This window comes from Nakamurella flavida (genome assembly GCF_030811475.1).
Lineage (GTDB): Bacteria > Actinomycetota > Actinomycetes > Mycobacteriales > Nakamurellaceae > Nakamurella > Nakamurella flavida.
Genome location: NZ_JAUSQV010000001.1, coordinates 931,130 through 954,003, shown reverse-complemented (window position 1 = coordinate 954,003; position 22,874 = coordinate 931,130). Strand labels below are relative to the sequence as shown.

The 22,874-nt window shown below is 72.6% G+C and carries 24 protein-coding genes; 13 read left to right on the top strand and 11 right to left on the bottom strand.

The window, feature by feature from the left end:
• The first annotated feature begins 84 nt into the window (after positions 1 to 84).
• The 6 genes from J2S58_RS04215 to J2S58_RS04190 all read left to right on the top strand — a co-directional run bounded on the left by J2S58_RS04215 (position 85) and on the right by J2S58_RS04190 (position 4,943).
• The gene (locus J2S58_RS04215; RefSeq protein ID WP_205256152.1) at positions 85 to 414 is read left to right on the top strand and encodes a hypothetical protein; all 330 of its coding nucleotides are present in this window, start codon (positions 85 to 87) and stop codon (positions 412 to 414) included.
• Entirely contained in the window at positions 411 to 1,445 is a 1,035-nt protein-coding gene (locus J2S58_RS04210) for an FAD:protein FMN transferase (RefSeq protein ID WP_205256153.1), read from the top strand. Before J2S58_RS04215 ends, J2S58_RS04210 begins: the two co-directional genes overlap by 4 nt.
• On the top strand, positions 1,442 to 2,104 hold the full coding sequence (locus J2S58_RS04205) for a ferric reductase-like transmembrane domain-containing protein (protein ID WP_240188666.1): 663 nt from the start codon (positions 1,442 to 1,444) through the stop codon (positions 2,102 to 2,104). The genes J2S58_RS04210 and J2S58_RS04205 overlap by 4 nt, the downstream gene beginning before the upstream one ends.
• Positions 2,101 to 3,378 carry an NADH-ubiquinone oxidoreductase-F iron-sulfur binding region domain-containing protein gene (locus J2S58_RS04200; protein ID WP_205256154.1) on the top strand — a complete coding sequence of 426 codons (1,278 nt, stop codon included), beginning with the start codon at positions 2,101 to 2,103 and terminating at the stop codon, positions 3,376 to 3,378. The genes J2S58_RS04205 and J2S58_RS04200 overlap by 4 nt, the downstream gene beginning before the upstream one ends.
• Positions 3,372 to 3,605, top strand: a complete 234-nt coding sequence (locus J2S58_RS04195) for a ferredoxin (RefSeq protein WP_205256155.1) — start codon at positions 3,372 to 3,374, stop codon at positions 3,603 to 3,605. The genes J2S58_RS04200 and J2S58_RS04195 overlap by 7 nt, the downstream gene beginning before the upstream one ends.
• Before the next feature lie 87 nt (positions 3,606 to 3,692).
• A complete protein-coding gene (locus tag J2S58_RS04190) occupies positions 3,693 to 4,943 on the top strand; it encodes an MFS transporter (RefSeq protein WP_306826356.1) in 1,251 nt (416 codons plus the stop codon).
• 10 nt (positions 4,944 to 4,953) lie between these two features.
• On the opposite strand, the gene J2S58_RS04185 is transcribed toward J2S58_RS04190, so the two are convergent.
• Positions 4,954 to 5,703 carry an esterase family protein gene (locus J2S58_RS04185; protein ID WP_205256156.1) on the bottom strand — a complete coding sequence of 250 codons (750 nt, stop codon included), beginning with the start codon at positions 5,701 to 5,703 and terminating at the stop codon, positions 4,954 to 4,956.
• A 13-nt stretch (positions 5,704 to 5,716) separates the two neighbouring features.
• A complete protein-coding gene (locus tag J2S58_RS04180; protein WP_205256157.1) occupies positions 5,717 to 6,784 on the bottom strand; it encodes an alpha/beta hydrolase in 1,068 nt (355 codons plus the stop codon).
• A 142-nt stretch (positions 6,785 to 6,926) separates the two neighbouring features.
• On the opposite strand from J2S58_RS04180, the gene glnA reads away from it, so the two are divergent.
• The 3 genes from glnA to J2S58_RS04165 all read left to right on the top strand — a co-directional run bounded on the left by glnA (position 6,927) and on the right by J2S58_RS04165 (position 10,095).
• On the top strand, positions 6,927 to 8,267 hold the full coding sequence (gene glnA, locus J2S58_RS04175; RefSeq protein ID WP_205256158.1) for a type I glutamate--ammonia ligase: 1,341 nt from the start codon (positions 6,927 to 6,929) through the stop codon (positions 8,265 to 8,267).
• A 190-nt stretch (positions 8,268 to 8,457) separates the two neighbouring features.
• Complete coding sequence (locus tag J2S58_RS04170) at positions 8,458 to 8,757, top strand: DUF2750 domain-containing protein (RefSeq protein ID WP_205256159.1); 300 nt, start codon at positions 8,458 to 8,460, stop codon at positions 8,755 to 8,757.
• 612 nt (positions 8,758 to 9,369) lie between these two features.
• On the top strand, positions 9,370 to 10,095 hold the full coding sequence (locus tag J2S58_RS04165) for a hypothetical protein (protein WP_205256160.1): 726 nt from the start codon (positions 9,370 to 9,372) through the stop codon (positions 10,093 to 10,095).
• Positions 10,096 to 10,144: 49 nt separating this feature from the next.
• On the opposite strand, the gene J2S58_RS04160 is transcribed toward J2S58_RS04165, so the two are convergent.
• From J2S58_RS04160 to J2S58_RS04150, 3 genes are all read right to left on the bottom strand, one after another.
• The gene (locus tag J2S58_RS04160; protein WP_205256161.1) at positions 10,145 to 10,672 is read right to left on the bottom strand and encodes a hypothetical protein; all 528 of its coding nucleotides are present in this window, start codon (positions 10,670 to 10,672) and stop codon (positions 10,145 to 10,147) included.
• Positions 10,673 to 10,765: 93 nt separating this feature from the next.
• On the bottom strand, positions 10,766 to 11,086 hold the full coding sequence (locus tag J2S58_RS04155) for a DUF2087 domain-containing protein (protein WP_205256162.1): 321 nt from the start codon (positions 11,084 to 11,086) through the stop codon (positions 10,766 to 10,768).
• A gap of 6 nt (positions 11,087 to 11,092) precedes the next feature.
• Entirely contained in the window at positions 11,093 to 11,731 is a 639-nt protein-coding gene (locus J2S58_RS04150; RefSeq protein WP_205256163.1) for a DUF3043 domain-containing protein, read from the bottom strand.
• Positions 11,732 to 11,928: 197 nt separating this feature from the next.
• Between J2S58_RS04150 and J2S58_RS04145 the strand changes: the two genes are divergently transcribed.
• On the top strand, positions 11,929 to 12,228 hold the full coding sequence (locus J2S58_RS04145) for an antibiotic biosynthesis monooxygenase family protein (RefSeq protein WP_205256164.1): 300 nt from the start codon (positions 11,929 to 11,931) through the stop codon (positions 12,226 to 12,228).
• Positions 12,229 to 12,277: 49 nt separating this feature from the next.
• On the opposite strand, the gene J2S58_RS04140 is transcribed toward J2S58_RS04145, so the two are convergent.
• The 5 genes from J2S58_RS04140 to J2S58_RS04120 form a co-directional block, all read right to left on the bottom strand.
• Positions 12,278 to 13,432, bottom strand: a complete 1,155-nt coding sequence (locus J2S58_RS04140; protein ID WP_205256165.1) for a zinc-binding dehydrogenase — start codon at positions 13,430 to 13,432, stop codon at positions 12,278 to 12,280.
• A gap of 66 nt (positions 13,433 to 13,498) precedes the next feature.
• Positions 13,499 to 14,791 carry an MFS transporter gene (locus J2S58_RS04135; RefSeq protein ID WP_205256166.1) on the bottom strand — a complete coding sequence of 431 codons (1,293 nt, stop codon included), beginning with the start codon at positions 14,789 to 14,791 and terminating at the stop codon, positions 13,499 to 13,501.
• A 9-nt stretch (positions 14,792 to 14,800) separates the two neighbouring features.
• Entirely contained in the window at positions 14,801 to 15,664 is an 864-nt protein-coding gene (locus tag J2S58_RS04130; protein WP_205256167.1) for a fumarylacetoacetate hydrolase family protein, read from the bottom strand.
• On the bottom strand, positions 15,661 to 16,422 hold the full coding sequence (locus J2S58_RS04125; protein WP_205256168.1) for a hypothetical protein: 762 nt from the start codon (positions 16,420 to 16,422) through the stop codon (positions 15,661 to 15,663). The genes J2S58_RS04130 and J2S58_RS04125 overlap by 4 nt, the downstream gene beginning before the upstream one ends.
• Positions 16,422 to 17,468: an NAD-dependent epimerase/dehydratase family protein gene (locus J2S58_RS04120; protein ID WP_205256169.1), complete on the bottom strand. Its 1,047-nt coding sequence runs from the start codon at positions 17,466 to 17,468 to the stop codon at positions 16,422 to 16,424. Before J2S58_RS04120 ends, J2S58_RS04125 begins: the two co-directional genes overlap by 1 nt.
• 124 nt (positions 17,469 to 17,592) lie before the next feature.
• On the opposite strand from J2S58_RS04120, the gene J2S58_RS04115 reads away from it, so the two are divergent.
• The 3 genes from J2S58_RS04115 to J2S58_RS04105 all read left to right on the top strand — a co-directional run bounded on the left by J2S58_RS04115 (position 17,593) and on the right by J2S58_RS04105 (position 20,635).
• Positions 17,593 to 18,825: a PucR family transcriptional regulator gene (locus tag J2S58_RS04115; RefSeq protein WP_205256170.1), complete on the top strand. Its 1,233-nt coding sequence runs from the start codon at positions 17,593 to 17,595 to the stop codon at positions 18,823 to 18,825.
• Positions 18,826 to 18,971: 146 nt separating this feature from the next.
• Positions 18,972 to 19,361 carry a HesB/IscA family protein gene (locus J2S58_RS04110; RefSeq protein ID WP_240188667.1) on the top strand — a complete coding sequence of 130 codons (390 nt, stop codon included), beginning with the start codon at positions 18,972 to 18,974 and terminating at the stop codon, positions 19,359 to 19,361.
• Positions 19,362 to 19,579: 218 nt separating this feature from the next.
• A complete protein-coding gene (locus J2S58_RS04105) occupies positions 19,580 to 20,635 on the top strand; it encodes a carbohydrate kinase family protein (RefSeq protein WP_205256171.1) in 1,056 nt (351 codons plus the stop codon).
• A gap of 44 nt (positions 20,636 to 20,679) precedes the next feature.
• Here J2S58_RS04105 and asnB read toward each other — a convergent pair whose 3' ends face one another.
• Positions 20,680 to 22,608 (bottom strand): asparagine synthase (glutamine-hydrolyzing), encoded by a 1,929-nt coding sequence (gene asnB, locus J2S58_RS04100; protein ID WP_344470180.1) that lies wholly within the window; start codon positions 22,606 to 22,608, stop codon positions 20,680 to 20,682.
• Between the last annotated feature and the right edge of the window lie 266 nt (positions 22,609 to 22,874).

Sequence of the window (22,874 nt, the reverse complement as noted above, 5' to 3'; positions counted from 1 at the left end):
TAGACCCGCCGCGCCGACCGCGCTCCCAGCTGACCGGTGGCCACGGCACAGCGGGCGCACAGCTCCCGGGCCGAATCTTCGGTCATGTCGAACGCATCCGGTCCCGTCCCACCCAGCGGACGACCACCGCGGTCCGCGCTGCTGCGCCGGGTGCGGGTCATCACCACCGCCACCGTCGCCGCCGCGGGGATCGGTGTGGGGGCGCTGGCCGTCGCCCTGGGCGCCGATGCCGCGGCGAGCACCCCGCAGGGCACCACGGCGCCGGACGCGTCCTCGGGGTCCGCCACGACCGGGAGCGCGCAGCCGGGCATCACCCAGCCGGTCGCTCCCGGGACGACCGGATCGTCGCAGGCGCCGACCCGGCGACCCGGTGTGACGTCCGGTCGGGCCGATGCGGGGACGGGGGGATCGTGAGCCGGCGCCACGGGTCCGCCCACGGCCCGGACGACCCTCGCCCGCGCATCGTGCCCGCGGGGCTGACCTTCGACCTCTGGTCCACCACCGGCACGGTGCGGGTCACCGACCCGGCGGCACTGGGTGTGGCCCACCGTGAGCTCCGGGCCGAGCTGGACGACATCGAGATCGCCTGCAGTCGCTTCCGTCCCGACTCCGAGATCACGGCCGTCAACCGGGCCGCGGGTTCGCCCGTCGTGCTCTCGCCGGTGCTGAACGCAGCGGTGACCACCGCACTGCGGGTGGCCCGGGCGACCGACGGCCTCGTCGACCCCACCGTGCTCGGCCCGCTGGTGGCCCTCGGGTACGACCGGGACATCGGAGACCTCCCCCCGGCCGGACTGCCGGTCCAGCCGGGGTCGGGGTCGCGTCGGCACCAGCCCGTCCTGCCCGCGCCGGGGTACTGGCGGATCCGGCACGATCCGGTCACCCGGGAGCTGCTGATGCCCGCGGGGGTGGGGCTGGACCTCGGGGCCACCGCGAAGGCGCTGGCCGCCGACCGGGCCGCCCGACGCATCGCCCGGGCGATCGGGGCAGGAGTGCTGGTCGACCTCGGCGGGGACATCGCCGTCCACGGCCCCGCGCCCCGTGGCGGATGGCGCATCGCCGTCCACGACGACCACCGGGTGGCGGCGACGTCGCCCGCGTCGATCTCGATCACCGGTGGCGGGGTGGCGACGTCGTCGACCACCACCCGACGATGGTCCGGACCGGCGGGTGAGGCCCACCACCTCGTCGACCCGCGCAGCGGCGGCAATCCGGCACCCTGCTGGCGGACCGTGTCGGTGTGCGCGGCCACCGCGGTCGACGCGAACGCCGCGGCGACGGCCGCGATCATCCTGGGCCCGGCCGCACCCGGGTGGCTGGCCGGTCTGGGTCTGCCCGCCCGGCTGGTCACCGCCGAGAGTGGCCCGGCGCCGGCCCGATCCCCGCACGCCCACCCCGTCCGGATCGTGGCCGGCTGGCCCACCGACCAGGAGTGCGCCGCATGATCGACTCGTCCGCCCTGTGGTACCTGAGTCGGGCGGCAGGGGTGGTCGCCCTCGTACTGTTCACCGCTGTCCTCGTGCTCGGCATCGCCACCTCGGGCCGGGCCGGCAGTGCCGTCCTGCCCCGGGCCGGGGTGCTGCGCCTGCACCGCAGCATCTCCCTCTCCGCTCTGGTCTTCCTGGCCCTGCACATCGTCTCGGCCATCGCCGACGGCTACGTCGAACTCGGCGTGGTCGACGTCTTCCTGCCGTTCGGTTCGGCCTGGGACCCGTTCTGGGTGGGCCTGGGCGCGGTGGCCGTCGACCTGCTGCTCGCCGTCACGATCACCAGCCTGCTGCGGCGGCACCTGCCCGTGAGGCTCTGGCGCGGTGTGCACCTCGCCGCGTACGCGATGTGGCCCATCGCCGTGGCCCACGGGCTGGGTAGTGCCGGCGGCGACGGGGTCCGGCCGTGGACCCTCGCGGTCAGCGGGGTGTGCGTGCTCGCGGTGGTCGGTGCCCTGTGGCGGTGGCGGCTGCGGTCGGACCGTCATCCGGACGCGGTGCGCCGCGAGCAGGGCCGGCTCCGCCACGACCTGCGCCCCGCCGTCGTTCCCGTCGATCCCACCCCGGTGACTTCCACCCCGGTCGTTCCCCTCGGAGCCGGGCGGGCCACCCGATGAGCGCCGGTCTGCTCACCGGACCGCCCGTCCGGCCCGTCGTCCCGGCCCGCCTGCTCGACGGGCCGGCGTGCCGGCACCTGTCCGACCACCTGGTCCGGTGGGGGCCGCTGCCGCGGCCCGGCGCCGCGCTGATCGACGAGGTCGTCGCGGCCGGTCTGACCGGGCGGGGCGGCGCCGGGTTCCCCACCGGTCGCAAACTCGCCGCCGTCACCGCACAGGTGCGGGCCACCGGCGGTCCGGCCGTGGTGGTCGTCAACGCCGTCGAGGGCGACCCGACGTCGGCCAAGGACGCCGTGCTGGCCGGGCACGCGCCCCAGCTGATCCTGGACGGCGCCGAGCTGGCCGCCCACGCCGTCGGCACCGACACGGTCCTGGTCGCAGTGCGCGACCAGGGCGGCCCGCAGCGGTGCCTCTCTGCAGCTGTGGCCGACCGCCCGCCCTCGGGTGTGCGCTGGCAGATCGTCCCCGTGCCGGAGCGGTACGTGGCCTCCGAGGCGTCCGCGCTCGTGCACGGCATCACCACCGGGGACTTCCGGCCCACCGGACGCGCGGTGCGGCCGTGGCAGCAGGGGGTGTGGGGTCGTCCGACGCTGCTCGACAACGCCGAGACCCTGGCCCAGGTCGCCGTCCTCGCCCGGATCGGCGCGGTGGGTTTCCGAGCGCTGGGTCGACCCGGGTCGACCGGCACGGAGCTGATCACGGTGACCGGCGCGGTCGCCCGTCCCGGGGTCGTCGAGCTCCCCGCCGGCAGCCCGCTCGGTGCCGTCCTGGCCGCGGTGGGGGCGCCCGCAGTGGGATGGGCGCTGGTCGGTGGTCTCGCGGGCGGCTGGCTCGACCTCGCCCGGCACGCCGACCGGCCCTTCACGTCAGCGGCGCTGCACCCGGTCGGCGCCGGCCGGGGCACGGCCACCATCACCGTGCTGCCCCCCGGCGGGTGCGTGTTGACCGAGACGGCCCGCCTCGTCGGCCATCTCGCGGGAGAGGGTGCGGGCCAGTGCGGGCCGTGCATGTTCGGTCTCCCCGCCCTGGCCGCCGATCTGGCTGCGCTCACCGACGGCGACGCGGCGGCGGCCGTCCGCCTCGATCGGAGACTCCCCGTGGTCACCGGCCGCGGGGCCTGCCGCCACCCGGACGGAGTCGTCGCCCTGGCCGCCTCCGCGCTGCACGCCCTGCGCACCGAGCTCGCCGGGCATCTGCACGACCACCTCGCCCACGGCCGGTGCGCCGCGGTCGGCCCGGTGGTCCGGCTGGGTGCGGGGGACCGGCGATGGTGAGCCGGGGAGCGTCGGTCGCCGGCCGGCGGCTGGAGGTCGATCCTCTGCGCTGCCGCGCCCACGGCCTGTGTGCCGACGAGTTCGGCGAGGGCATCACCCTGGACGAGTGGGGGTACCCGCTGCTCCCGAGCGGCCCGGTGCCGGCGGAGCTGATCCGCCGGGCCCGTGCCGCGGCCAACGCCTGTCCGGTGCTGGCGCTGCGGCTGCAGCGGGTGGACGAACGCTGACCGCCGCGGTCGCCGGCGGCCGGTCCGGTTCGCGGAGGACTCCGCCCGTCTGGTCTGCTGGAGGTCCCGGCGTTCCGGGGGCTGTGCGTGACCGCGCCCGGCCGGGCGTGGGCGGCGGCGGGCGGTTCTCCAGTGCGGGTGCGGGCGTCGGTCTCGTCCCTGTTCTGGGGGCTGCAGTTCGCCCTGTTGAACCCGGCGCTCGCCCTGCTGCTGGTGTCGGTGTACGGCGCCACCGGCGGCCAGGTGGGCGGGATCCTCGCCGCCTACAACACCAGCGCGTTCCTGGCCTCGGTCGTCGTCCCGGCCTGGGCCGACCGGCGGTCGGACTACCTGCGGCCGATGCTGGGGGCCGCCGGCCTGGGGCTCGCGCTAGCCGTGGTATTGGTCTCGACGCGGTCGTTGACGGTGGCCGTGGTCGCCCTGGTCGTGCTCGGGGGCCCCGCCGGGGTGGGCGTCTCCCTGCTGTTCGCCCACCTGCAGCACGCCGGCGCCCGGCCGTCCGACGTGGTCGACATCCGGGCCGTCTTCTCGGTGGCGTTCGTGGCCGGCCCGCCGTTGGCGACGGTGCTGATGGGGGCGTTCGGCGACCGGGCGCTGCTGGTGGCGGTCGTGGCGGTGGCGATCCTCGTGGTGGTCGCGTCGGCGGTGCAGACCGCCGGCCGGACGGCGCGGGCGTCGCCGCCGGCCGACCGGACGGCGCCGCCGGTCGCCGTCGAGCGGGCCGACCCCGCCGACCCGCCGGCGGCCACGGCGTCCCGCACCGCCGTCGTCCTCATCGTGGTGGCCTTCGTCGCGCTGCAGGCGTCGAACACCGCGGAGGTCGCGGTGATGGGCCTGTTCGTCACCGAGCGCCTGGGTCTGCCCGTGCTGTGGGCCGGCACCGCCCTCGGGGTCGCGGCGGCCCTGGAGATCCCGGCCCTGCTGGCCGTGGGGCGACTGGCCGGCCGGGTCCGCATCCTCACCCTCGTGGTGACCGGATGCGTCGCCGGGCTCGGGTACGGGATCGGCATGACGGTCGTGGACGGCACCGTCGGCCTCATCGCGCTGCAGATCCTCAACGCCTGGTTCGTGGCCGTGGTCAACGGTGCGGGGTTGGCCCTGTTCCTGCAGGTCATCCCGCGGCCGGGACTGGCCTCGGGGATGTTCAGCAACACGTTCCGGCTCGGTTCGGTGGCGTCCGGACCCATCCTGGGGTGGGCCTCGACCACCTCGCTGGGTTACAGCGCGGTCTTCGCGGTGAGTGCAGCGTTGACCGTTCCGGCCCTGGTGCTGGTCCTGCTGGTGGGCCGCCGATCGGGGCCGCCGCGGACCCGGACCGTCCGGCTGGCCGGCGGCTGAGACCGGTCGGTCAGCCGCCCAGCGGGGGCAGGTAGGTCGCGGCCTGCGCCTGCCAGCTGTTCCAGTCGTGCGGCCACTCGGTGCCCCAGACCGCCAGCTCGTGCGGGATGTGCAGGTCGGCGAGGACACCGGCCAGGGCGCGGGTGGAGGCGTGCGCGCCCGTGGTGTCCTCCCACCGGCCGCTCCCGACCACCAGCGTGAGGTGCAGCGAGCGCCGCAGGTGCTCCAGATGCCCGCCGTGTTCGGTGGGCAGGAAGCTCATCGGGTCGGTGAGGTAGGTGTCCACGTCCCCCTCGCCCCAACCGCGCCACGCCCACGTCGAGTAGCTGCCCGACAGGGCCACCGCGCGGCCGAACAGGTGGGCGTTCCGCAGCGCGAAGAGCACGGCGTGGAACGCGCCCATGGACGGCCCCGCGGTGACGATGTCCGTGCGGCCGCCGCACCGTTCGTGCACGAACGGCACCACGTGATCGACGATCCACCGTTCGTAGGCAAGATGGGCGCGGGCCCGGTCGGCCAACGGTTTCCAGCTCGCCGACCACGACTCCTCGTCGTGGGACGGCACGCAGAACACGGTGAGCAGACCCTGGTCGATCGCCGGGCGGAGGGCGTCGAGCATGCCGCGGTCGGCGAACTCGTCCGCCCCGAACCCCTCCGAGGGGAACCACAGCACCGGGCGACCCCAGTGGCCGTGCACGACGACCTCCCGGGTCCCGCCGATGGACGGGGAGTCGAGCCGGACGTGGTCGGACCGGGTCACGGTGCTGTCCGGGTCATCGGTCCACCTTCTGCAGAAGATTCTCCAGGCCGGGCGACCAGGCGTCCCGCCAGCCGACGACCGAATGGGCGTCGGGCACGATCCGGAGGTCCACCGGGTGGCCCTGGCGGGTGAGCACCGCGGCCATCGCCCGGTTGTTGGCCAGGTTCTCCTCGACGGCGCCGCAGGTGAGCAGGACGGGCACCGGGCGGGGTGCGGCCCGGGAGAGATCCGGCCCGGCCGCCGTCCGCCGGACGAACGCGGTGATCTGCCCGAAGAACCGGAAATCGCTCTCCTGGGGGTCGAGGTCGGGGGTGAAGAACGACCCGGACTGCAGGGCCAGCGCGGAGAACGACGCCGGGTGCTGCCGTTGGGTCGCGAGCAGGGCGACCGCGCCGAGACTGGCGCCGAGTCCGACGACCGACCCGGTGAGCACCCGCGCGCCGATGGCCGGCAGGACCACCTCGGCCAGGTGGTCGGCGTAGTCCGGGTCGGCGGCGTACCACTCCTCGCGGTGGCCGGGCGCGGCGTCGAGCAGGGCGACCCGGATCGGTCGGTAGAGGTGCGCGGCCCAGCGCAGCAGTGCACCGCGCTCGGCGAGATCGGATCCGTCGTGCACGACGAGCAGGGGAGCGGGGGCGCTCGAAGACAGTCCTGCCGGCGACCACAGGCGGGTCGGCACCGGTGCGGCCAACCGCCCGGCCGGGGTCGGCACCGCACGCAGGGTCCCGGTGTCCGGGGTGTCCAGCCACGCCGGCGACCGGTAGTCGGGGAAGTGCAGTTCCGTCGGCGCGTCGAGGGTGGAGCGGGTGCCGTCGTGGTGGCGCAGCACCGTGCGGTACTCCAGCCGCCAGGCGGGGGGGCGCGGCAGCCGCAGGACCCAGCGTCCACCGCTGAACACGAACTCCGGGGTCGGGTCGGCGGCGGACCACCCGGGTTCCAGGTGGACCCCGTCGAGCTCGGCCGCCGGGTCGTCGACCTGCAGGACGGCACCGTCCGTCGTCACCACCGCCGCGCACGCGCTGACCCGCGCCCGCCGACCGGGCAGCCCGGATTCGGGCCGGTCAGCGGGGGTGGGAGGCATCGGGCCAACCTACGGCACCGGTCGTTCCCCGACCCCGCTCGTCCCGTTCCGGTCCGGCCGCCGGGGGTCCCCGGGCCGCGTCGCACGACGCGCCCGGGAGGGCGGCAACGACGAGCGCGCCGGACGTCCCTAGGCTGTGGGGATGGACCGTCAGCAGCAGTTCGTCCTGCGTACCCTCGAAGAGCGCGACATCAGGTTCGTGCGCCTGTGGTTCACCGATGTCCTGGGCTATCTCAAGTCCATGGTGGTGGCCCCGGCCGAACTGGAGGGCGCCTTCAACGAGGGCATCGGCTTCGACGGATCCGCGATCGAGGGCTTCGCCCGGGTCTTCGAGTCCGACATGGTGGCCAAGCCCGATCCGGCCACCTTCCAGGTGCTGCCGTGGGAGGCGGACCAGGGGCGCGTCTACTCCGCCCGGATGTTCTGCGACATCACCATGCCCGACGGCACGCCGTCCTGGGCCGACCCGCGGCACGTGCTCCGCCGGGTGATGGGCGAGGCCGCGTCCATGGGCTTCACCTGCTACGTGCACCCGGAGATCGAGTTCTTCCTGCTGAAGACCCTGCCCGACGACGGCTCGGCCCCCGAGCCCGCCGACCAGGGCGGCTTCTTCGACCAGGCCTCGCACGACGCCGCGCCGCATTTTCGTCGCCGGGCGATCGAGAGCCTGGAGTCGATGGGCATCTCGGTGGAGTTCTCCCACCACGAGGGCGCGCCCGGCCAGCAGGAGATCGACCTCCGCTTCGCCGACGCGCTGACCATGGCCGACAACATCATGTCGTTCCGGTACGTGGTCAAGGAGGTGGCGATCACCCAGGGCGTGCGGGCCTCGTTCATGCCCAAGCCGTTCGTCGACCAGCCCGGATCGGCCATGCACACGCACTTCTCGCTGTTCGACGGGGAACGGAACGCCTTCTACGACCCCGACGACCAGTACCAGATGTCGGCCACCGGCAAGGCGTTCCTGGCCGGCGTCCTGCGGCACGCCCCGGAGATCACCGCGGTGTCCTGCCAGTGGGTGAACTCCTACAAGCGGCTGGTCGTCGGTGACGAGGCCCCCACCACCGCGTCCTGGGGTCAGGCCAACCGTTCGGCCATGGTGCGCGTCCCGAACTACTCGCCCGGCAAGGCGTCCAGCCAGCGACTGGAGTTCCGCCTGCCGGACTCCGCCTGCAACCCGTACCTGATGTTCGCCAGCGTCATCGCGGCCGGACTCAAGGGCATCCGGGAGAACTACGAACTCCCGGCCCCGGCCGAGGACGACGTCTGGTCGATGTCCGAGGGGGAGCGGCGGGCCCTGGGCTACCAGCGGCTGCCCACCTCGCTGGAGCAGGCGTTGTCCATCATGGAGAGCTCCGACCTCATCGCCGAGACCCTCGGCGAGCACGTCTTCGACTTCTTCCTCCGGAACAAGCGCGCCGAGTGGGAGGCGTACCGCCGCCAGGTCACCCCGCAGGAGTTGCGCCGGTACCTGTCCCTGTAGCTGGACGGATCGGCCGGTCGGCTGGCTGGGTCGGCAAGGGATCTCAGCGGCCTCCCTCGGTGGGGGCTCACACGGTCCGACGTCCCTGCGTTCGGTATGTGGACGTCAGTATTGCCCGAGCCGGAGCGGATGACATGTCTGTCAGTGGTGCGCAGGCGGATGCCTCTCGGAGACGGCCCGTTCGGGGCTGGTGTTCACCATCCAGGACGACGACGGCTTCCCCGCCCCGGAGAACTCCGATGGCCGGCGGGCCATGCCGTTCTGGTCGACCCGCTCCCGCGCCGAGCGGGTGTGCCGGGTCGTCCCGGCTTACCGGCTGTTCCGGGTCGTCGAGATCACCGTGGGGGAGTGGCGGGAGCGCTGGCTGCCGGGTCTGGACAGGGATCAGTTGCTCGTGGGCGTGAACTGGTCCGGGCGCAGGGCCACCGGATACGACGCGACGGCCGCACAGGTCGAGGACCGTCTGAGGTCGCGACGCATCGAGGTCTGAAGTGCGGTTCGCAGGACGCACCGGTGATCCAGCGGCAGCGGTGACCTGCCCCCCACGGCCCGGGTCAAGGCCGCAGCCGTCGCGACCGTGCTCAGCGCTGTGAAGCTGATCTGACCCCCGGTGACCGACACGTGCTGATGGTGACAGGCGAAGGGTCGGTCCTCGACCTCCCACCAGCCGAGGCGGCCGATCTCGGTGGCGAGGTTCAGGCAGGTCGCGCGATCAAGGCGGCGGGGTGGATGTCGTCGAGGATCAGCGGGTGGCGGCCGACGACGATGCCGTCACGATCCAGGAGGAACGTCGGTGTGTGCGGTGTGCGGACGGTGATCTGAAAAGTCTCTTCGCCGGGGACGCCATGGGCCCCACGCCGATGAGGAGGTTGACGGGCCGGTCCGCCGCACGGTCGGGAGATCATTGGTCCCAGCCGAAGTGTCGGATCTCCGCTCGCGTCACGAAGGTCCTCAGGCGTCCACCAGCCTGGACTTGTCGGAGCGAAGCTACCGTCGTGGTGTGCTGATCGCTGCCGGTCCCGCCCGTCGCCTCGGTGGGACTTCCCCGCGTGTGTCCTTCGGCGCAGAGCCCCGCAAACCGGGGACGTGGGCAGGCAGGCGAGTGCTGTCCCTGGACGACAAGCCGGCCTACGAGCTCAGCTTCTGGTGCGGCACCTGCCAGTTCCTCTTCCAACGGCTCGAGGGCGCGAACGACACGCTGTCGCTGCCTGCGCTGACGGAGCGTCTGACGGCAGGACTGGACGAACTCGACGACGAAGTCATCGACGCCTTCTCGATGCTGCTCCCCGAGGGGGACTACCTACCGATCCTGACGAGCATCGAGCCGCAGATGCGGCTGCCGGCCGGCCCCGGGGACTACTTCGCCGAGGAGCAGGTCGCCACCTGGGGTGTCGACTCGTTCTGGGGGCTGCCCGAATACTCCCGGACCGCCTACTACCGAACCTTCCAGACCACGGTCACCCACCAGGCTCACCTCTACGAATTCGTCGTACCGATGCTGCCTCCCGCGTGGAGCGACAAGGCCGTCGTGGCCGAGCACGCTGCCCGGCTATTCACGTCCTCGACACCCACCGCAGTCGCGGTGTCGACGCTCGACGTCTGCGCCCCCGCCGTCGACGGGCGGAGCGAGGACTACTACGAACACTGGGGGCTCACCCACTTCCTGCTGGATGGGCACCACAAATTGCAAGCCGCAGCTCAGACCGGTCGCCCGCTCCGTCTGCTGTCCCTGCTCTCCATCGATGCCTCCCTGGCAAGCCGCGAGCAGCTCGCTCGTGTCCCGGGCCTGCGTAGCCAGCAGGTCGCGACTCGGCCCCTGCGGGCGTAGCGCAGTGGAGGGACCGGCGGCCGGTCGGGTGGGCCGAGTGGTGTGCGGCTCAGTCCAGGTCGACGACCGACCGGGGGGCGGGTGGTGGCGCCTCGTCCTCCTCTCGATGCCGGTGTTCTCCGAGCGCCTGCTCCACGTCCTCGGTGGTGAGATGTCCAGCCCTGACCAGCTTGCGGGCGAACCGGCGAGCCGCGTCCCCACCGCGCCAGCCGGCGTGATCGCTGATCATCCGGCGGAAGTAGCCCCGCATCCAGGCGTCGGGGTCCGCGTCGTACTCGCGGAGCTGCGCCTCCCACTTCGTCAGAGCCACACCCACCTCAGCCAGGGAGTCGAAGGAAGGGGCGCCCGGAACCCGGGAGTGAGCGAGCTGGTCTCGGCCCGGCACCGGCACCAGGGTGAGGGCCTGCAGGTACAGCAGGCCCTGGATGACGAGTTCTTCGTCGGCCTGTCCGTCCTCCAGGTGGGCGAGCGCCCAGTCCGAGGCTTCCCACCGCATGCAGCGGCCGGTCTCGACGTCCTGCCACCACGCACGGACCTGCGCGCGACTCGGTGGTTCCATCCCGGTCGAGGCGCTCATCGGCAGAGCATCTCAGGCGCGCCCCTCGGCCGGGTCTCGCGCCGTTCTGGATCCGTCGTCCGGGCTGACCCCGGCAACGCGCTCGGGAACGGCTCAGTCGGAACCCAGGTCGACGGTGCCACCGCTGCGCCAGTAGCGGCCGTCGGCCCGGTCGAGCAGGCCGAAATCGACGAGTGCCCGGCGCAGGCTCACGAAGTCCGGGTACAGCGCGATGAGCTCGCGGTTCACCTCGGACTCCAGGTAGTGGACGCCGGGGACGAAGCGCTGGGCGATCGCGTCCAGGACGACGGCCTGCCGCGACTGCTTGGCCGGCATGGTCAGCAGTCGACCGTCCGGGTCGAAGTAGCACGCGACCAAAGTGTCCCGCACGGAAGCGGGCGGACGCCGCTCGGGCTGCTCACGAGGTGCCGACACGGTGGATCAGTCGATGGTCTGGCCGGGGACCACCCGGGGGCGGGGGGCCCGCATCTTGCGGAAGAGGATCGCCCGGTTGAACCCGTAGAACCCGAGCGCACGGCCCTTGGTCGACAGGCCCGCCGGATCACCCTTGGGGAACTTCGCCTCGACGAGGCGGGCCATCTTCTTGGAGAAGAACACGAAGTCCAGGATCGCCACCAGCAGCGCGATGAACAGCAGCATCGGCCCGTAGATGGAGACCAGGGCGTTCGGGATCAGGATGACGACGAAGGACAGCAGCGCGAACGGCAGCACCAAGCCAGCAACGTTGCGCCGGGCGTCGACCAGGTCGCGGACGTACGCGCGCACCGGCCCCCGGTCGCGCGGCAGGACGAAGCGGTCGTCACCGGCCATCATCTTCTCGCGGCGCTCGGCCGCCAGCGCGCGGCGCTCGTCCTTGGTGAGCTTGCGGCCCGCGGTGTTGACCTTCGACCGCTTCATCGCCTCGCGCTGCGTCATCGGCGGGGGCGGGACCGGCCCACGCCGACCCTCGGCCTCACGCCTCTTCGGGGTCGGCCGACCCTTGCCGACGGTCGGCTCCACCACCGCCGTCTCGACGACGGGCGCGGCTTCGGGCTCGGACTTGCGACGCAGCAGACTCACACCGACCAGGGTATCGGTCGACGGGGCCGATCCGCCCCGGTCGAATCTATGCGCACGCTGATCGGGGTGCCGCACCAGGACGGCTGTTGCGGAGCCCTTGACGGTGGACGACGCTGCTCGGGGGTGGCACCTGACCGCCCGACGACTGCCCGCCCGCGCGGTCCGCGTCCCGCCGACACCCACAGGAGCTGGTCAGCGTGATCCTGGAGTACATCCGCTACCGCATCCCCACCGAGCACGGCGCCGAGTTCGCCGACGCGTACGCCCGCGCCGCGCGGGTGCTCGACGCCGACGAGCACTGTGCGAGCTGGGAGATCGCCCGCGGCGTGGAACACCCCGAGAACTGGGTCGTCCGGATCACCTGGGACTCCCTCGCCGGTCACGAGCAGGGCTTCCGCACCTCGGCCCGCTTCGCCGAGTTCTTCGCCGCCGTCCGTCCCTACTTCGGTGCCATCCAGGAGATGAAGCACTACGAGGTGGTCCACTCCGACCGGTGAGCGGGGCGGTCGGTGCGGACGAGCGGGGGCAGGGAACCGCCCGTCCGGTTCAGGGAAGGCCGGCCATGGTGATCACGGCACGACCCTGGATCCGACCGGCGGCCAGATCGGCGAAGGCCTCGTTCACGGCGGTCAGCGGATACCGGCGGGTGACGGTCTCGGGGAGGGACAGCGACCCTGCCGTCGTGCTCGCGACCACCGCCGGCAGGTCCACCCGGGTGCGGGCGCCGAAGGACCCGATGACCTGCAGGCCCCGGCGGACCAGATGGGTGATCGGGATGCTGGCCGCGGCCGCACCCGACCCGATGCCGACGGCGACCATCCGCCCGCCGTCGGCGACCATGCCCACGGCTTGCTGGAACGTCTGCGGCAGCCCCAATGCCTCGAACACGACGTCGGCCCCGCGGCCCCCGGTCAGTTCCCGCACCGCGGCGACCGGATCGACCGTGCGCGAGTCGACCAGGTGGTCGGCCCCGAGGCGTCCGGCCGCGGCCAGCTTGTCCGCACCGACGTCCACCGCGATGACGGTCGCGGCGCCGGCGGCCCGGGCCAGCTGCACGATGCTGGACCCCACCCCGCCGACCGCCACCACCGCGACACTCTCCCCGGCCTGCAGGCGCGCGGCGTTGTGCACGGCCCCGTACGCGGTCATCCCGGCGCAGCCCAGGATCGCGGCGGACTCCAGGTCCAACCCGGCCGGCACCGGGGTCAGCGCGGTCACCGGCACCACGGCGTACTCGGCGAACCCGGCCATCGAGTACATGGCCAGGGGGCGCCCGTCGGCCCGGTGCAGGCGGGTCTGACCGTCGTACAGGGTCCCGTTCAGCCGGTTCATCGCGAAGAACGGACCGCACATGTCGTCCCGGCCCCGCAGGCACGCCGGGCACGTCCCGCACGGCATGATGAACGCCCCCACCACCTCCCGGCCCACGGTCAGCTCGCCCGTGGGGGTGTCCGGGCCGAGTTCGGCGACGGTGCCGGAGATCTCGTGTCCCAGCACCGCCGGGGTGGGGAAGGCGACCTCCCCGCGCATGACGTGCAGATCCGTGTGGCAGACCCCGCAGGCGGTGACGGCCACCAGCGCCTCGCCCTGCCGGGGGACCGGCCGGGGGATCCGGAGCAGCTCCAGTGGTCGGTCGGGTGCCTCGAGAACGGCGGCCAGCATGGAGGTGTCGGTCGAGCGGGTGCCGGTGGACGTGGTCATGCGGGTCGCACCCTTCTGTCGAGTGGGTTCGGTGCAGTGCAGTGGGCCGTCGGGCGACGGCGCGGCTCAGGCCTCGGCACTGATCACCTTGTTGGCGGTGTCCGGCACGAACAGGCAGCCGACGAGACCGAGCACGGCGCCGACCCCGCCCAGCGCCAGCGCGATCCGCAGGTCGCCACCGGCGATCGCGATCGCCGCCAACGGGAACAGGCCCGAGCCGATGCCGCGGGCCACGTAGTAGGTGACCCCGGAGCCGAAGGCCCGGTAGCGCGTCGGGTAGTACTCCGAGATCCAGGTGCCCAGCACACCGAAGCCGGCGTAACCGATGGCCGGTCCCATCAGGGCGACGGCCGCGACCCACACGTTGCCCCCGCCGATGAGGGCGAACAGGCCGAACCCGACCACACCGACCAGGCACGCACCCAGCGTGGCGCGGCGCCGGCCGACCCGGTCGGACAGGGTGCCGGCCACGATGTACGACGCGATCCCGAGCAGGGTCCCGACGGTGAGGATCACCGTGGACGTGGAGAGGCTGAAGCCCTCGGCGCGCAGGAAGGTCGGCGCGAAGGTGATGTAGGAGTAGCTGGCCGCGAAGACACCGGTGGTGCAGATGGTCAGGAAGATGGCCCCCCGCACGATCCGGGCGTCCGGGCGGGTCCGGACGGCCTTGGTCTCCTCGCCCGCGGCGACCGCGGCGGCGGTGCTGACGGTCGCCGCGCGGGCGGCCTGCCACACCGTGGACTCGGGCAGCAGGAAGAACGCCGCGCCGGCCACGATCAGGCAGCCGACGCCGATGCCGACGAACCCGGTGCGCCACCCGCTGTCCGAGCCCAGCAGGGAGATGGTGGTGAACAGGACGAGCTGGGTGATCAGCGTCCCGGCGATGAACATCCCCTGCAGGACCGACCCCATGAAGCCGCGCTTCGGGGACTTCCAGCTCTCGGAGAACATCGCGAAGATGACCCCGAACGCCCCGCCCATCGCGAGCCCGGCGACGACCCGGGTCGCGGTGAACAGCCCGAGATCGGTGATGAACCCGCCGACGACCGCGGCCACCGAGTACAGCCCGGTGAACAGGACGAAGGTGATGCGCCGGCCCCACCGGTCGGCGATCCAGCCGAACAGGAACCCGCCGCCGATGGAGGCCAGGCTCTGCAGGGTGATGATCCCGACGATGGTCTGGTTCTCCACGCCGAAGGAGGTCGCCAGGTCGCGGAGCGGGAAGCTGAGCAGGTTCAGCTCCATGCACTCGATCAGCGCGCCGATGATGGCGAAGGTGAGGATCAGGTGGCGCTGGCGGGGGGTGTAGGCCGTGGCCGCCGTGACCGGTGTCGTGGACCGCTCTGTCGCACTGTTCATCTCATGGCCTCAGGGTCGGTGGGGGTCGGTGGCGGTCGGACGGTCGACCAGGGTGTGGCGCATGGTGCCGATGCCTTCGATCGTGGTCTCGAGCACCTGCCCGGCCCGGAGGTAGACCGGTGGCTTCATGCCGAGCCCGACGCCCTCGGGGGTGCCGGTGAAGATCAGGTCGCCGGGCAGCAGGGTGACCGCCGCGGACAGGCGGGCGATCAGCTGGGGGATGGTGAACACCAGGTCCGAGGTCCGCGAGTCCTGCCGGGTCACCCCGTCGACCACCGTGCTCACCCGCAGGTCGTCGGGATCGGTGAACTCGTCCACGGTGACCAGGACCGGTCCGATGGGGGCGAAGCCGCGGAACGACTTCCCCATGCTGAACTGCGGCGGGGATCCCGCGTTCTGCACCGTGCGGTCGGACAGGTCCTGGCCGGCGGTGAGCCCGGCGACGTGGTCCCAGGCGTGCGCCTCGTCGACGTCGCGCGCCTCCCGGCCGATCACGACCACCAGCTCGACCTCCCAGTCGACGGTGTCGCCGGACAGGGTGATCTCGCCCGAGGGGCCGGTGATCGCACTGGGGAACTTGGTGAAGACCAGGGGGGTGGTGGGGACGGGCAGGCCGGACTCGTGCGCGTGCCGCACGTAGTTCAGGCCGATGGCGAAGACCTGCGGCGGGCGGGGGACCGGCGGGCCGACCTCCTCGGGGGTGTGGGTCAGCACCTGCCCGCGGGCGGTCCCCGCCCACTCCCGGAAGGCCGGCCAGTCCGCGAACACCGACTGCGGGTCGGGGCCGAACCGGCCGTCGCTGGCCTCGGCGACGTCGACGGGTCCGTCCGTGCCGAGCAGGGCGAGCCGGCCCCTGATGGTGGCGATCCTCATGCGGGTCCTTCCTGGGCCGCGACAGGTGCCGGGGCCGAACGCATCTCGAAGAGCAGGGTGAATTCCCGGCCGGTGATCCCCGGGAGGAGGTCGACCAGCTCGGCGGTGACGGTGTCCGCGTCCACACCGGTCTGCGGCTCCAGCAGCAGCAGGGCCGACTCGGCCGGCTGCTGGGTCACCGAGGACCGTCCCTCGGCGGTGGACGCCTTCGCCGCGGTCACCCCGGCGTCCGGTTCGTGCAGGGACCCCACGTGCAGCAGGTGACCGGCGATCAGCCGGGGGAGGTGGTCGGTCGTCAGTCGGCGGCGCACCTCGGCCAGGTCGGTGCCCGGCGGGATCTCGACGGCCAGGACCCGGGCGCTCGATCCGAGCCCGGCGACGGCCGTCACCGTGCAGGCGGCCCGCCGGAACTCGACGAACAGGGGCACCACCCGGCGGGTCAGCTCGGTCGGCGAATCCAGGCGCCGCAGGTACTCCGGCGACGAGAGCACCTGCACGTCGTCGGTCTCGTAGACGGTGAGGAAATCGGTGGTGTCGAGGGTGCGCCGCTGGGCGGCGACGAACCGGCGGGCCCGCCGGAAGCCGGGCGTGGACACCCGCTCGACGAGGTGCTGGAAGTTGTACCAGTCCTCGAACAGCGGCAGATCGGCATCGGCGACGGTGATCCAGTTGATCATCGTGCCGCCGCCGGTGAGCGACTCCAGGGGCTGGGACGCGCCGGGCGCGGACGGCATGAGCGACGGCTGCAGGGCCGTCATCAGAACGACCCGTCCCGCTGCTGGAACTTGGTCGGCTTGCCGATCGTCGGGCCGGAACGGGACACCCACGCGCCGACGGTCTCGACCATCTCGCTGAGCGAGGTCGTCGGGAACCCGAAGTGGCGCTGCATCTCCCCGCCGTCCATCACGTAGGCCGTGCCGGACTCCGTGCCCTCGAACACCGGTTCCCGGTCGAACAGGTCGCCGAAACGCTCGGCCAGCCGCCGGATCGAGACGATCTCCGGGCCGGTGATGTTCAGCGCCCGCGGCGGACTGGTGGCCAGGTGCAGCGAGCGGATCGCGGCGGCAGCGACGTCGCGCTGCCAGATGACGCTGGCGTGGCCCATGGCCAGCGGGATCGGCGTGCCGTCGAACACGGCCTGGGCGATCTCCTGCAGGACGCCGTAGCGGGTCTCGATGGAGTAGCCGAGCCGGAACTGCAGCACCGGAGTCCCGTTGATCCGGGAGAAGTGCTCGAACATGCGCTCGCGACCCACGCAGGACGCGGCGTACTCGCCGACGATGCCGGGCCAGTCGGACTCCCGGGAGCCACCGGTGGACGCATCGGCCAGCGGGTAGGTGACCAGCGTGGAGAACACCACGATGCGGGCCGTGCTGTAGCGCTGCGCCACCCGACCCGGCAGGTAGGCGTTCATCATCCAGGTGTGGTGCTCGTTGCCGACGGTGCCGAACTTGTTGCCCGCCATGTAGATGACGTTCGCCGCCTCGGGCAGCGCGGCCAGCTGGTCGTCGTCGGTGAGGTCGGCGGCGACGCACACCACCCCGAGGTCCTCCAGGGTGCGGCGGGCCGCGGGATCGGAGAAGCGGGCCACCCCGTACACCGTCGCTCCGGTGCCGGCCTCGGCCACCGCCCGGGCGGCCATGCCGGCCACGCTCGGGCCGACCTTGCCGCCCACACCGAGGACGACGATGTCGCCGGTCAGCTTGGCGACGTCCTCGATCACCTCCGGCGTCGGGACGGTCAGTGCGGCTTCCAGCTCGGTGATGTCCCGAACGGCGGTGCCCTGTGCGGAGGTGTCGACCATCGTTGGCCCTTCTGTGCCCGGCGTCGTCGTCGGCGCTCGTCGCCGGCGACCCGCCCAGGCTGGCACTGGGGGGATCCCCCCGTCATCCCGGGACGACCCCCGTACTGACCCCTACGGTGTTGTGGTGGTCCCACAACGACGTCGTCCGTTCACCGCCGATCTCGACGCGCTCACGGCCCGGGCCGCCGCCCGGATGTGGAACGTCTACCCGGGGTACAGCCAGGACCGGTTCCCGTACGCCGAGCTCGAGCCGTCGGTGCGCGGCAACCTGGAGCTCGCCGTGCGGGTGCTGCAGCGCGGGACCGGGCCGTTGCCCGCCGAACTGGGCGGCGCGCGCGACCTGGGCGCCCGCCGGGCGGGTCAGGGGGTGCCGCTGGAGTCGATCATCCAGGCCTACCGGCAGACCGAGCGGGTGATCGTGCTGGACGTCCTGCACCAGTCGCGCCGTTGGCCCGTCGCCGAGGCCGAGGGCGTCACGGATCTGGTCATCACCACGTTCGACGACCTGACCGACGCGATGATCAACGCCTACCGGGACACCTCCAGTGCCATCGAGGTCGAGCGGCGGCGGGTGGAGAACGAGGTCGTCACCGCCCTGGCCGGCGGGATCGATGTGGGCGCGGCACGTCTCGAGCAGTGGGTGCGGGCGTTGGACCTGGATCCCGGGGGAGTGTGGATAGCCGCAGCGGTCCGCAGCACCGAGCGGTCGTCGCTCACGGCCCTGCAGGTGTCCCTGCGGCGGCGGGCCGCCGGGCTGGGCGGATCCGGGATCTCCCACGTGCTCTTCGGCGAGACCGACCGGGTGCTGCTCATCCTGGTCTCCGTCGCCGGCGACGAGGACCGCGCCCGGGATGCGGTGCGCACCCTGTTCTCCGGCGCCCGACCGGGTGGCCCCGTCCTGGGCGGGGTCGGCGACCCCTGCCGCACCCTGGGCGAGGCCGGTTCCTCCTGCCGCCAGGCGCAGGATGCGATGCGGGTGGCCCGGTCCGCGGACCCCGGTGATCCGGTCACCCTGGTCGACCATCGCGACGTGCTCGTCGACGTGCTCGTGGACGCCCACCCGGGTGCCGCCGACGCCCTGACCCGGGCCGTGCTCGATCCGCTGGCCCGGTATCCGTACCTGGTCGAGACGCTCGAGGTGCTGCTCGCCCACCACCTGTCCCAGTCCGTCACGGCCCGCGAACTCTTCCTCCACGTCAACACGGTCAGCCACCGGCTCCACCGCATCCACCAGCTCACCGGCCGCCACCCGACCCGTTTCCCGGACGCGGTCGAGATCGCCCTGGCGCTGCGGTGGCGGCGGTTGCGGACCGGCCCGGACGACGGGGGGACGGCCACGGGCGGACCCGGGTCCTGACCCGGGGAAGAATCTCCCCGCCCGCGGGGTTGTACGTCACAACCGGGGCGACCCGGGTCGCACGCGTACCTGCCCGTGCCATCATCGAACTGGCACCATGGGCGGTGACGCCGCATCAGCCGGAACCATCAGGACGAAGGACGGATATGACTGCCGCTGACATCCAGCAGACCTCCACCGAGCAGGCTGCCGCCGAGCCGGTCAAGGCCGCGCACGGCGTGACCCTGTCCGAGACCGCGGCCGCGAAGGCCAAGGGACTCCTCGAGCGCGACGGCAGTGCCGACATGGTGCTGCGCATCGCCGTGCAGCCCGGCGGCTGCTCGGGCCTGCGCTACGAGCTGTTCTTCGACGATCGCCAGCTCGACGGCGACGCCCTCGTGCACTTCGACGGCATCGGCCTGGCCGTGGACCGCATGTCCAAGCCCTACCTGGACGGCGCCGTCATCGACTTCGTCGACACCATCGAGAAGCAGGGCTTCACGATCGACAACCCGAACGCGCAGAACTCCTGCGCCTGCGGCGACTCGTTCCACTGACCCGCACACGCTGAGCTCGAGCGGCCGTCGTGCCGGGCCCCTGCCGGGGTCCGGGACGGCGGCCGCTCGCGCGTGTGGCGGGTAGGGTCGGCGGCGCTGTTCTCTTCCGGTCGGGCGACCATCGGCGAGGGCAGCGCTCTGTGCTGTCCGGGGTCGGCTCGTCTCGGCCCCCGGCCCGAGCGCGCGGTCCCCACCAGTCCCAGACCCGGAGTGTGCCCGTGCCGATCGCTGTCGCCGGATCCATCGCCACCGACCACCTGATGCAGTTCCCGGGTCGGTTCAGCGAGCAACTGCTGCCCGACCAGCTGCACCGCGTGTCGCTGTCGTTCCTCGTCGACGACCTGGTGATCCGCCGCGGCGGGGTCGCCGCCAACATCTGTTACGGCATGGGTCTGCTGGGCGTGCGGCCGATCCTCGTCGGGGCCGTGGGTGCCGACTTCGACCCGTACCGGCAGTGGCTCGTCGCCGCCGGGGTCGACTGCTCCCACGTGCTGACGTGCATGGACGTGCAGACCGCCCGGTTCGTGTGCACCACCGACGCCGAGATGAACCAGATCGCCACCTTCTACGCCGGCGCGATGGCCCGGTCCCGGGAGATCGACGTCGCCGCCCTGTCGGAGGAGGTGGGTGGGCTCGACCTGCTGCTCATCGGCGCGGACGACCCCGACGGCATGGTGCGCCACTCGCAGAACGCCCGGGCGGCCGGGATCACCTTCGCCGCCGACCCGTCCCAGCAGCTCGCCCGGATGGACGGGCCGCAGGTGATCGAGCTGCTCACCGGCGCCTCGCTGCTCTTCACCAACGACTACGAGCTCGGCCTGCTCCGGTCCAAGACCGGGTGGAGCACCGAGAAGATCACCGCGACGACCGGCACCCGGGTGACCACCCTCGGCGCCCACGGCGTGGAGATCGTGCACGCGGACGGCAGCACGCTCAAGGTCGCCGCCCTGCCCGAGGTCGAGAAGGTCGACCCCACCGGCGTCGGCGACGCGTTCCGCGCGGGGTACCTCGCCGGGCAGCACCGCGGGCTCTCCGAGGAGCGTTCGGGCCAGCTCGGCTCGTACCTGGCGACGCTGGTGCTGGAGACCATCGGCACGCAGGAGTACACCGTCGACCCGGTGACCGCCCAGGTCCGCCTGGCCGACGGCTACGGGTCGGACGCCGCCGCCGAGATCGCCGCCGCGATGACCTGGCCGGAGCCCGCCGTGCACCTCGCCGAGTCCGGCGCGGTCAGCACCGACGGCTGGTACATGAACCGCAGCCCGCTGGTCTGAGCCGGGAAGTCCCGGGGCCGGCCGCGGCCGGCCCCGGGGCACCGTCAGAGCCGGACCGGGTAGACCGGCTCGGGGATGCGCGGGGTGATGGCGCCGGTGACGAACACGCCGTGCCAGACCATGAACACCAGCACGGCCCAGATGCGCCGGGAGTGGTCGGCCTCGCCGCGCCGGTGCGCGTCCAGCAGGGCGAGCACCGCGGCGCTGTCCAGGTACTCGTCGGTCTGCGCGGAGGTGATGATGTCCCGCGCCCAGTCGTACGACCCCTCGGCGAGGTAGTGCCGCAGCGGCACCGGGAAGCCCAGCTTGCGCCGGTTGAGCACGTGCGCCGGCACGATCGACTCCATGGCCTGCCGCAGCGCCAGTTTCGTCGTCTGCTTGGTGACCTTGGCCGACGACGGCACGGTGCGGGCGACCTCGAACACCTCGGGGTCCAGGAACGGCACCCGCAGTTCGAGCGAGTTGGCCATGGTCATCTTGTCCGCCTTGACCAGGATGTCCCCGCGCAGCCAGGTGAACAGGTCGACGTGCTGCATCCGCGCCACCGGATCGTTCTCCGTGGTGTGCGCGTAGATCGGATCGGTGACGTCGCGGAACGAGTGGCCGGGGGAGTAGGTGCGCAGCACCGAGGCGAGCTGGTCCTCCCGGAAGATGCGGGCGTTGCCGTAGTACCGCTCCTCCAGGTCCAGCGCACCGCGGCGCAGCAGGTCCTGGCCGCGGAACCCCTGGGGCAGGGCCCGCCCGACCGAGGCCAGACCGCGGCGCAGTCCCTGCGGGAGCCGGGTCAGCGGGGCCAGGCTGGCCGGCTCGCGGTAGATGTTGTACCCGCCGAACAGTTCGTCGGCCCCCTCGCCGGACAGCACGACCTTGACGTGCCGGCGGGCCTCGGCGGCCACGTAGTACAGCGGCACCAGCGCCGGGTCGGCCACCGGATCGTCCAGGTACCAGACGATCGACGGCAGGGCGCTGGTGAACTCCTCCTCGGTGACCGGGCGGACGATGTGCCGTACCCCGATCGCCGCCGCGGACTCGGCGGCCACGTCGATCTCGGAGTACCCCTGGCGCTCGAAGCCGGTGGTGAAGGTGAGCAGGTCCGGGTTCGACCGCTTGGCCAGCGCCGCGATCGCGGTGGAGTCGATGCCACCGGACAGGAACGAACCGACGGTGACGTCGGCGCGCATGTGCTTGGCCACCGAGTCCTCCAGGACCGCGGTGATCCGCTTGACCAGGGCCGCCTGCTCCGCCTCCGCGCCACCGCGGGTCCCCCCGGTGAAGACCGGGTGGAAGTACCGCTCGGTCACCAGGTCGCCGCCCGGTCGCAGGGTGAAGTGCGTGCCCGACTCGATGCGCCGGATCGCCACGTCCATCGTCGCGGGCTCCGGGACGTACTGCAGGACCAGGTAGTGCTGCAGGGCCCGCTGGTCTACCACGGCCGGACCGGTCAGCTCCCGGAGACCCTTGGCCTCGGAGGAGAAGCCGACGCCGTCGGCCGTCCGGGCGGTGAAGAGCGGCTTGATGCCGAACGGGTCCCGGGCCCCGAACAGGACCTGCTCCTGGGTGTCCCAGACGAGGAAGGCGAACATGCCGCGCAGTCGGGACACCGCGCGCGGTCCCCAGTGGTGCACGGCGGCGACGATGGCCTCGCCGTCCCCCTCGGTCGCGAAGACGGTGCCGAACTCCTCCGTCAGCTCGGCGCGCAGCTCCAGGTAGTTGTAGATCTCCCCGTTGAACACGAGTGCGTAACGATCCGGGCTCTCCGGCGGGCCCCAGCGCAACGGCTGGTGCGAGTGCTCGATGTCGATGATGGACAACCGGTTGAACCCGAAGACCACCGAGCCGGCGGCGTCGTCATCGGTCCAGGTGCCCGCTTCGTCGGGGCCGCGGTGGCGGGCACACCGCATACCGGCGGCGACCTGCGCGGTCCGCTGCGTGGCCGTCCCGTCCGCCGAGACGAATCCCATCAGTCCGCACACGCGTGGCCACCGTCCCTGTCTCGTCCTGCGCCGTCCGGCCCTGTCCCGCACTGTTCGGCTCTGTCCCGCACCGCCCGGCCGCGGGCAGATCCTGCGGCGTGCATCCTGCGGGCGGCCGGGGCCAGTATCCGACAGGAACGACGCCGACCGGGTCCGCACCCGCCGGGACCGACCGCCGGGGTGACGTTCGACATGCACCGGACGGCGATCCGGGTGTGCCCGAAGGGGTCGGTGAGGTCGCCGGGCTGTAATCTTCAGATATTCCC

Bases quoted from the DNA above. Each gene is read 5' to 3' on its own strand.
- glnA (WP_205256158.1), top strand. From the start codon at position 6,927: ATGGACCGTCAGCAGCAGTTCGTCCTGCGTACCCTCGAAGAGCGCGAC.
- J2S58_RS04160 (WP_205256161.1), bottom strand. From the start codon at position 10,672: ATGAGCGCCTCGACCGGGATGGAACCACCGAGTCGCGCGCAGGTCCGT.
- J2S58_RS04180 (WP_205256157.1), bottom strand. From the start codon at position 6,784: ATGCCTCCCACCCCCGCTGACCGGCCCGAATCCGGGCTGCCCGGTCGG.
- J2S58_RS04110 (WP_240188667.1), top strand. From the start codon at position 18,972: ATGACTGCCGCTGACATCCAGCAGACCTCCACCGAGCAGGCTGCCGCC.
- J2S58_RS04125 (WP_205256168.1), bottom strand. From the start codon at position 16,422: ATGACGGCCCTGCAGCCGTCGCTCATGCCGTCCGCGCCCGGCGCGTCC.
- J2S58_RS04130 (WP_205256167.1), bottom strand. From the start codon at position 15,664: ATGAGGATCGCCACCATCAGGGGCCGGCTCGCCCTGCTCGGCACGGAC.
- J2S58_RS04120 (WP_205256169.1), bottom strand. From the start codon at position 17,468: ATGGTCGACACCTCCGCACAGGGCACCGCCGTTCGGGACATCACCGAG.
- J2S58_RS04200 (WP_205256154.1), top strand. From the start codon at position 2,101: ATGAGCGCCGGTCTGCTCACCGGACCGCCCGTCCGGCCCGTCGTCCCG.
- J2S58_RS04195 (WP_205256155.1), top strand. From the start codon at position 3,372: ATGGTGAGCCGGGGAGCGTCGGTCGCCGGCCGGCGGCTGGAGGTCGAT.
- J2S58_RS04140 (WP_205256165.1), bottom strand. From the start codon at position 13,432: ATGACCACGTCCACCGGCACCCGCTCGACCGACACCTCCATGCTGGCC.
- J2S58_RS04215 (WP_205256152.1), top strand. From the start codon at position 85: ATGTCGAACGCATCCGGTCCCGTCCCACCCAGCGGACGACCACCGCGG.
- J2S58_RS04205 (WP_240188666.1), top strand. From the start codon at position 1,442: ATGATCGACTCGTCCGCCCTGTGGTACCTGAGTCGGGCGGCAGGGGTG.
- J2S58_RS04135 (WP_205256166.1), bottom strand. From the start codon at position 14,791: ATGAACAGTGCGACAGAGCGGTCCACGACACCGGTCACGGCGGCCACG.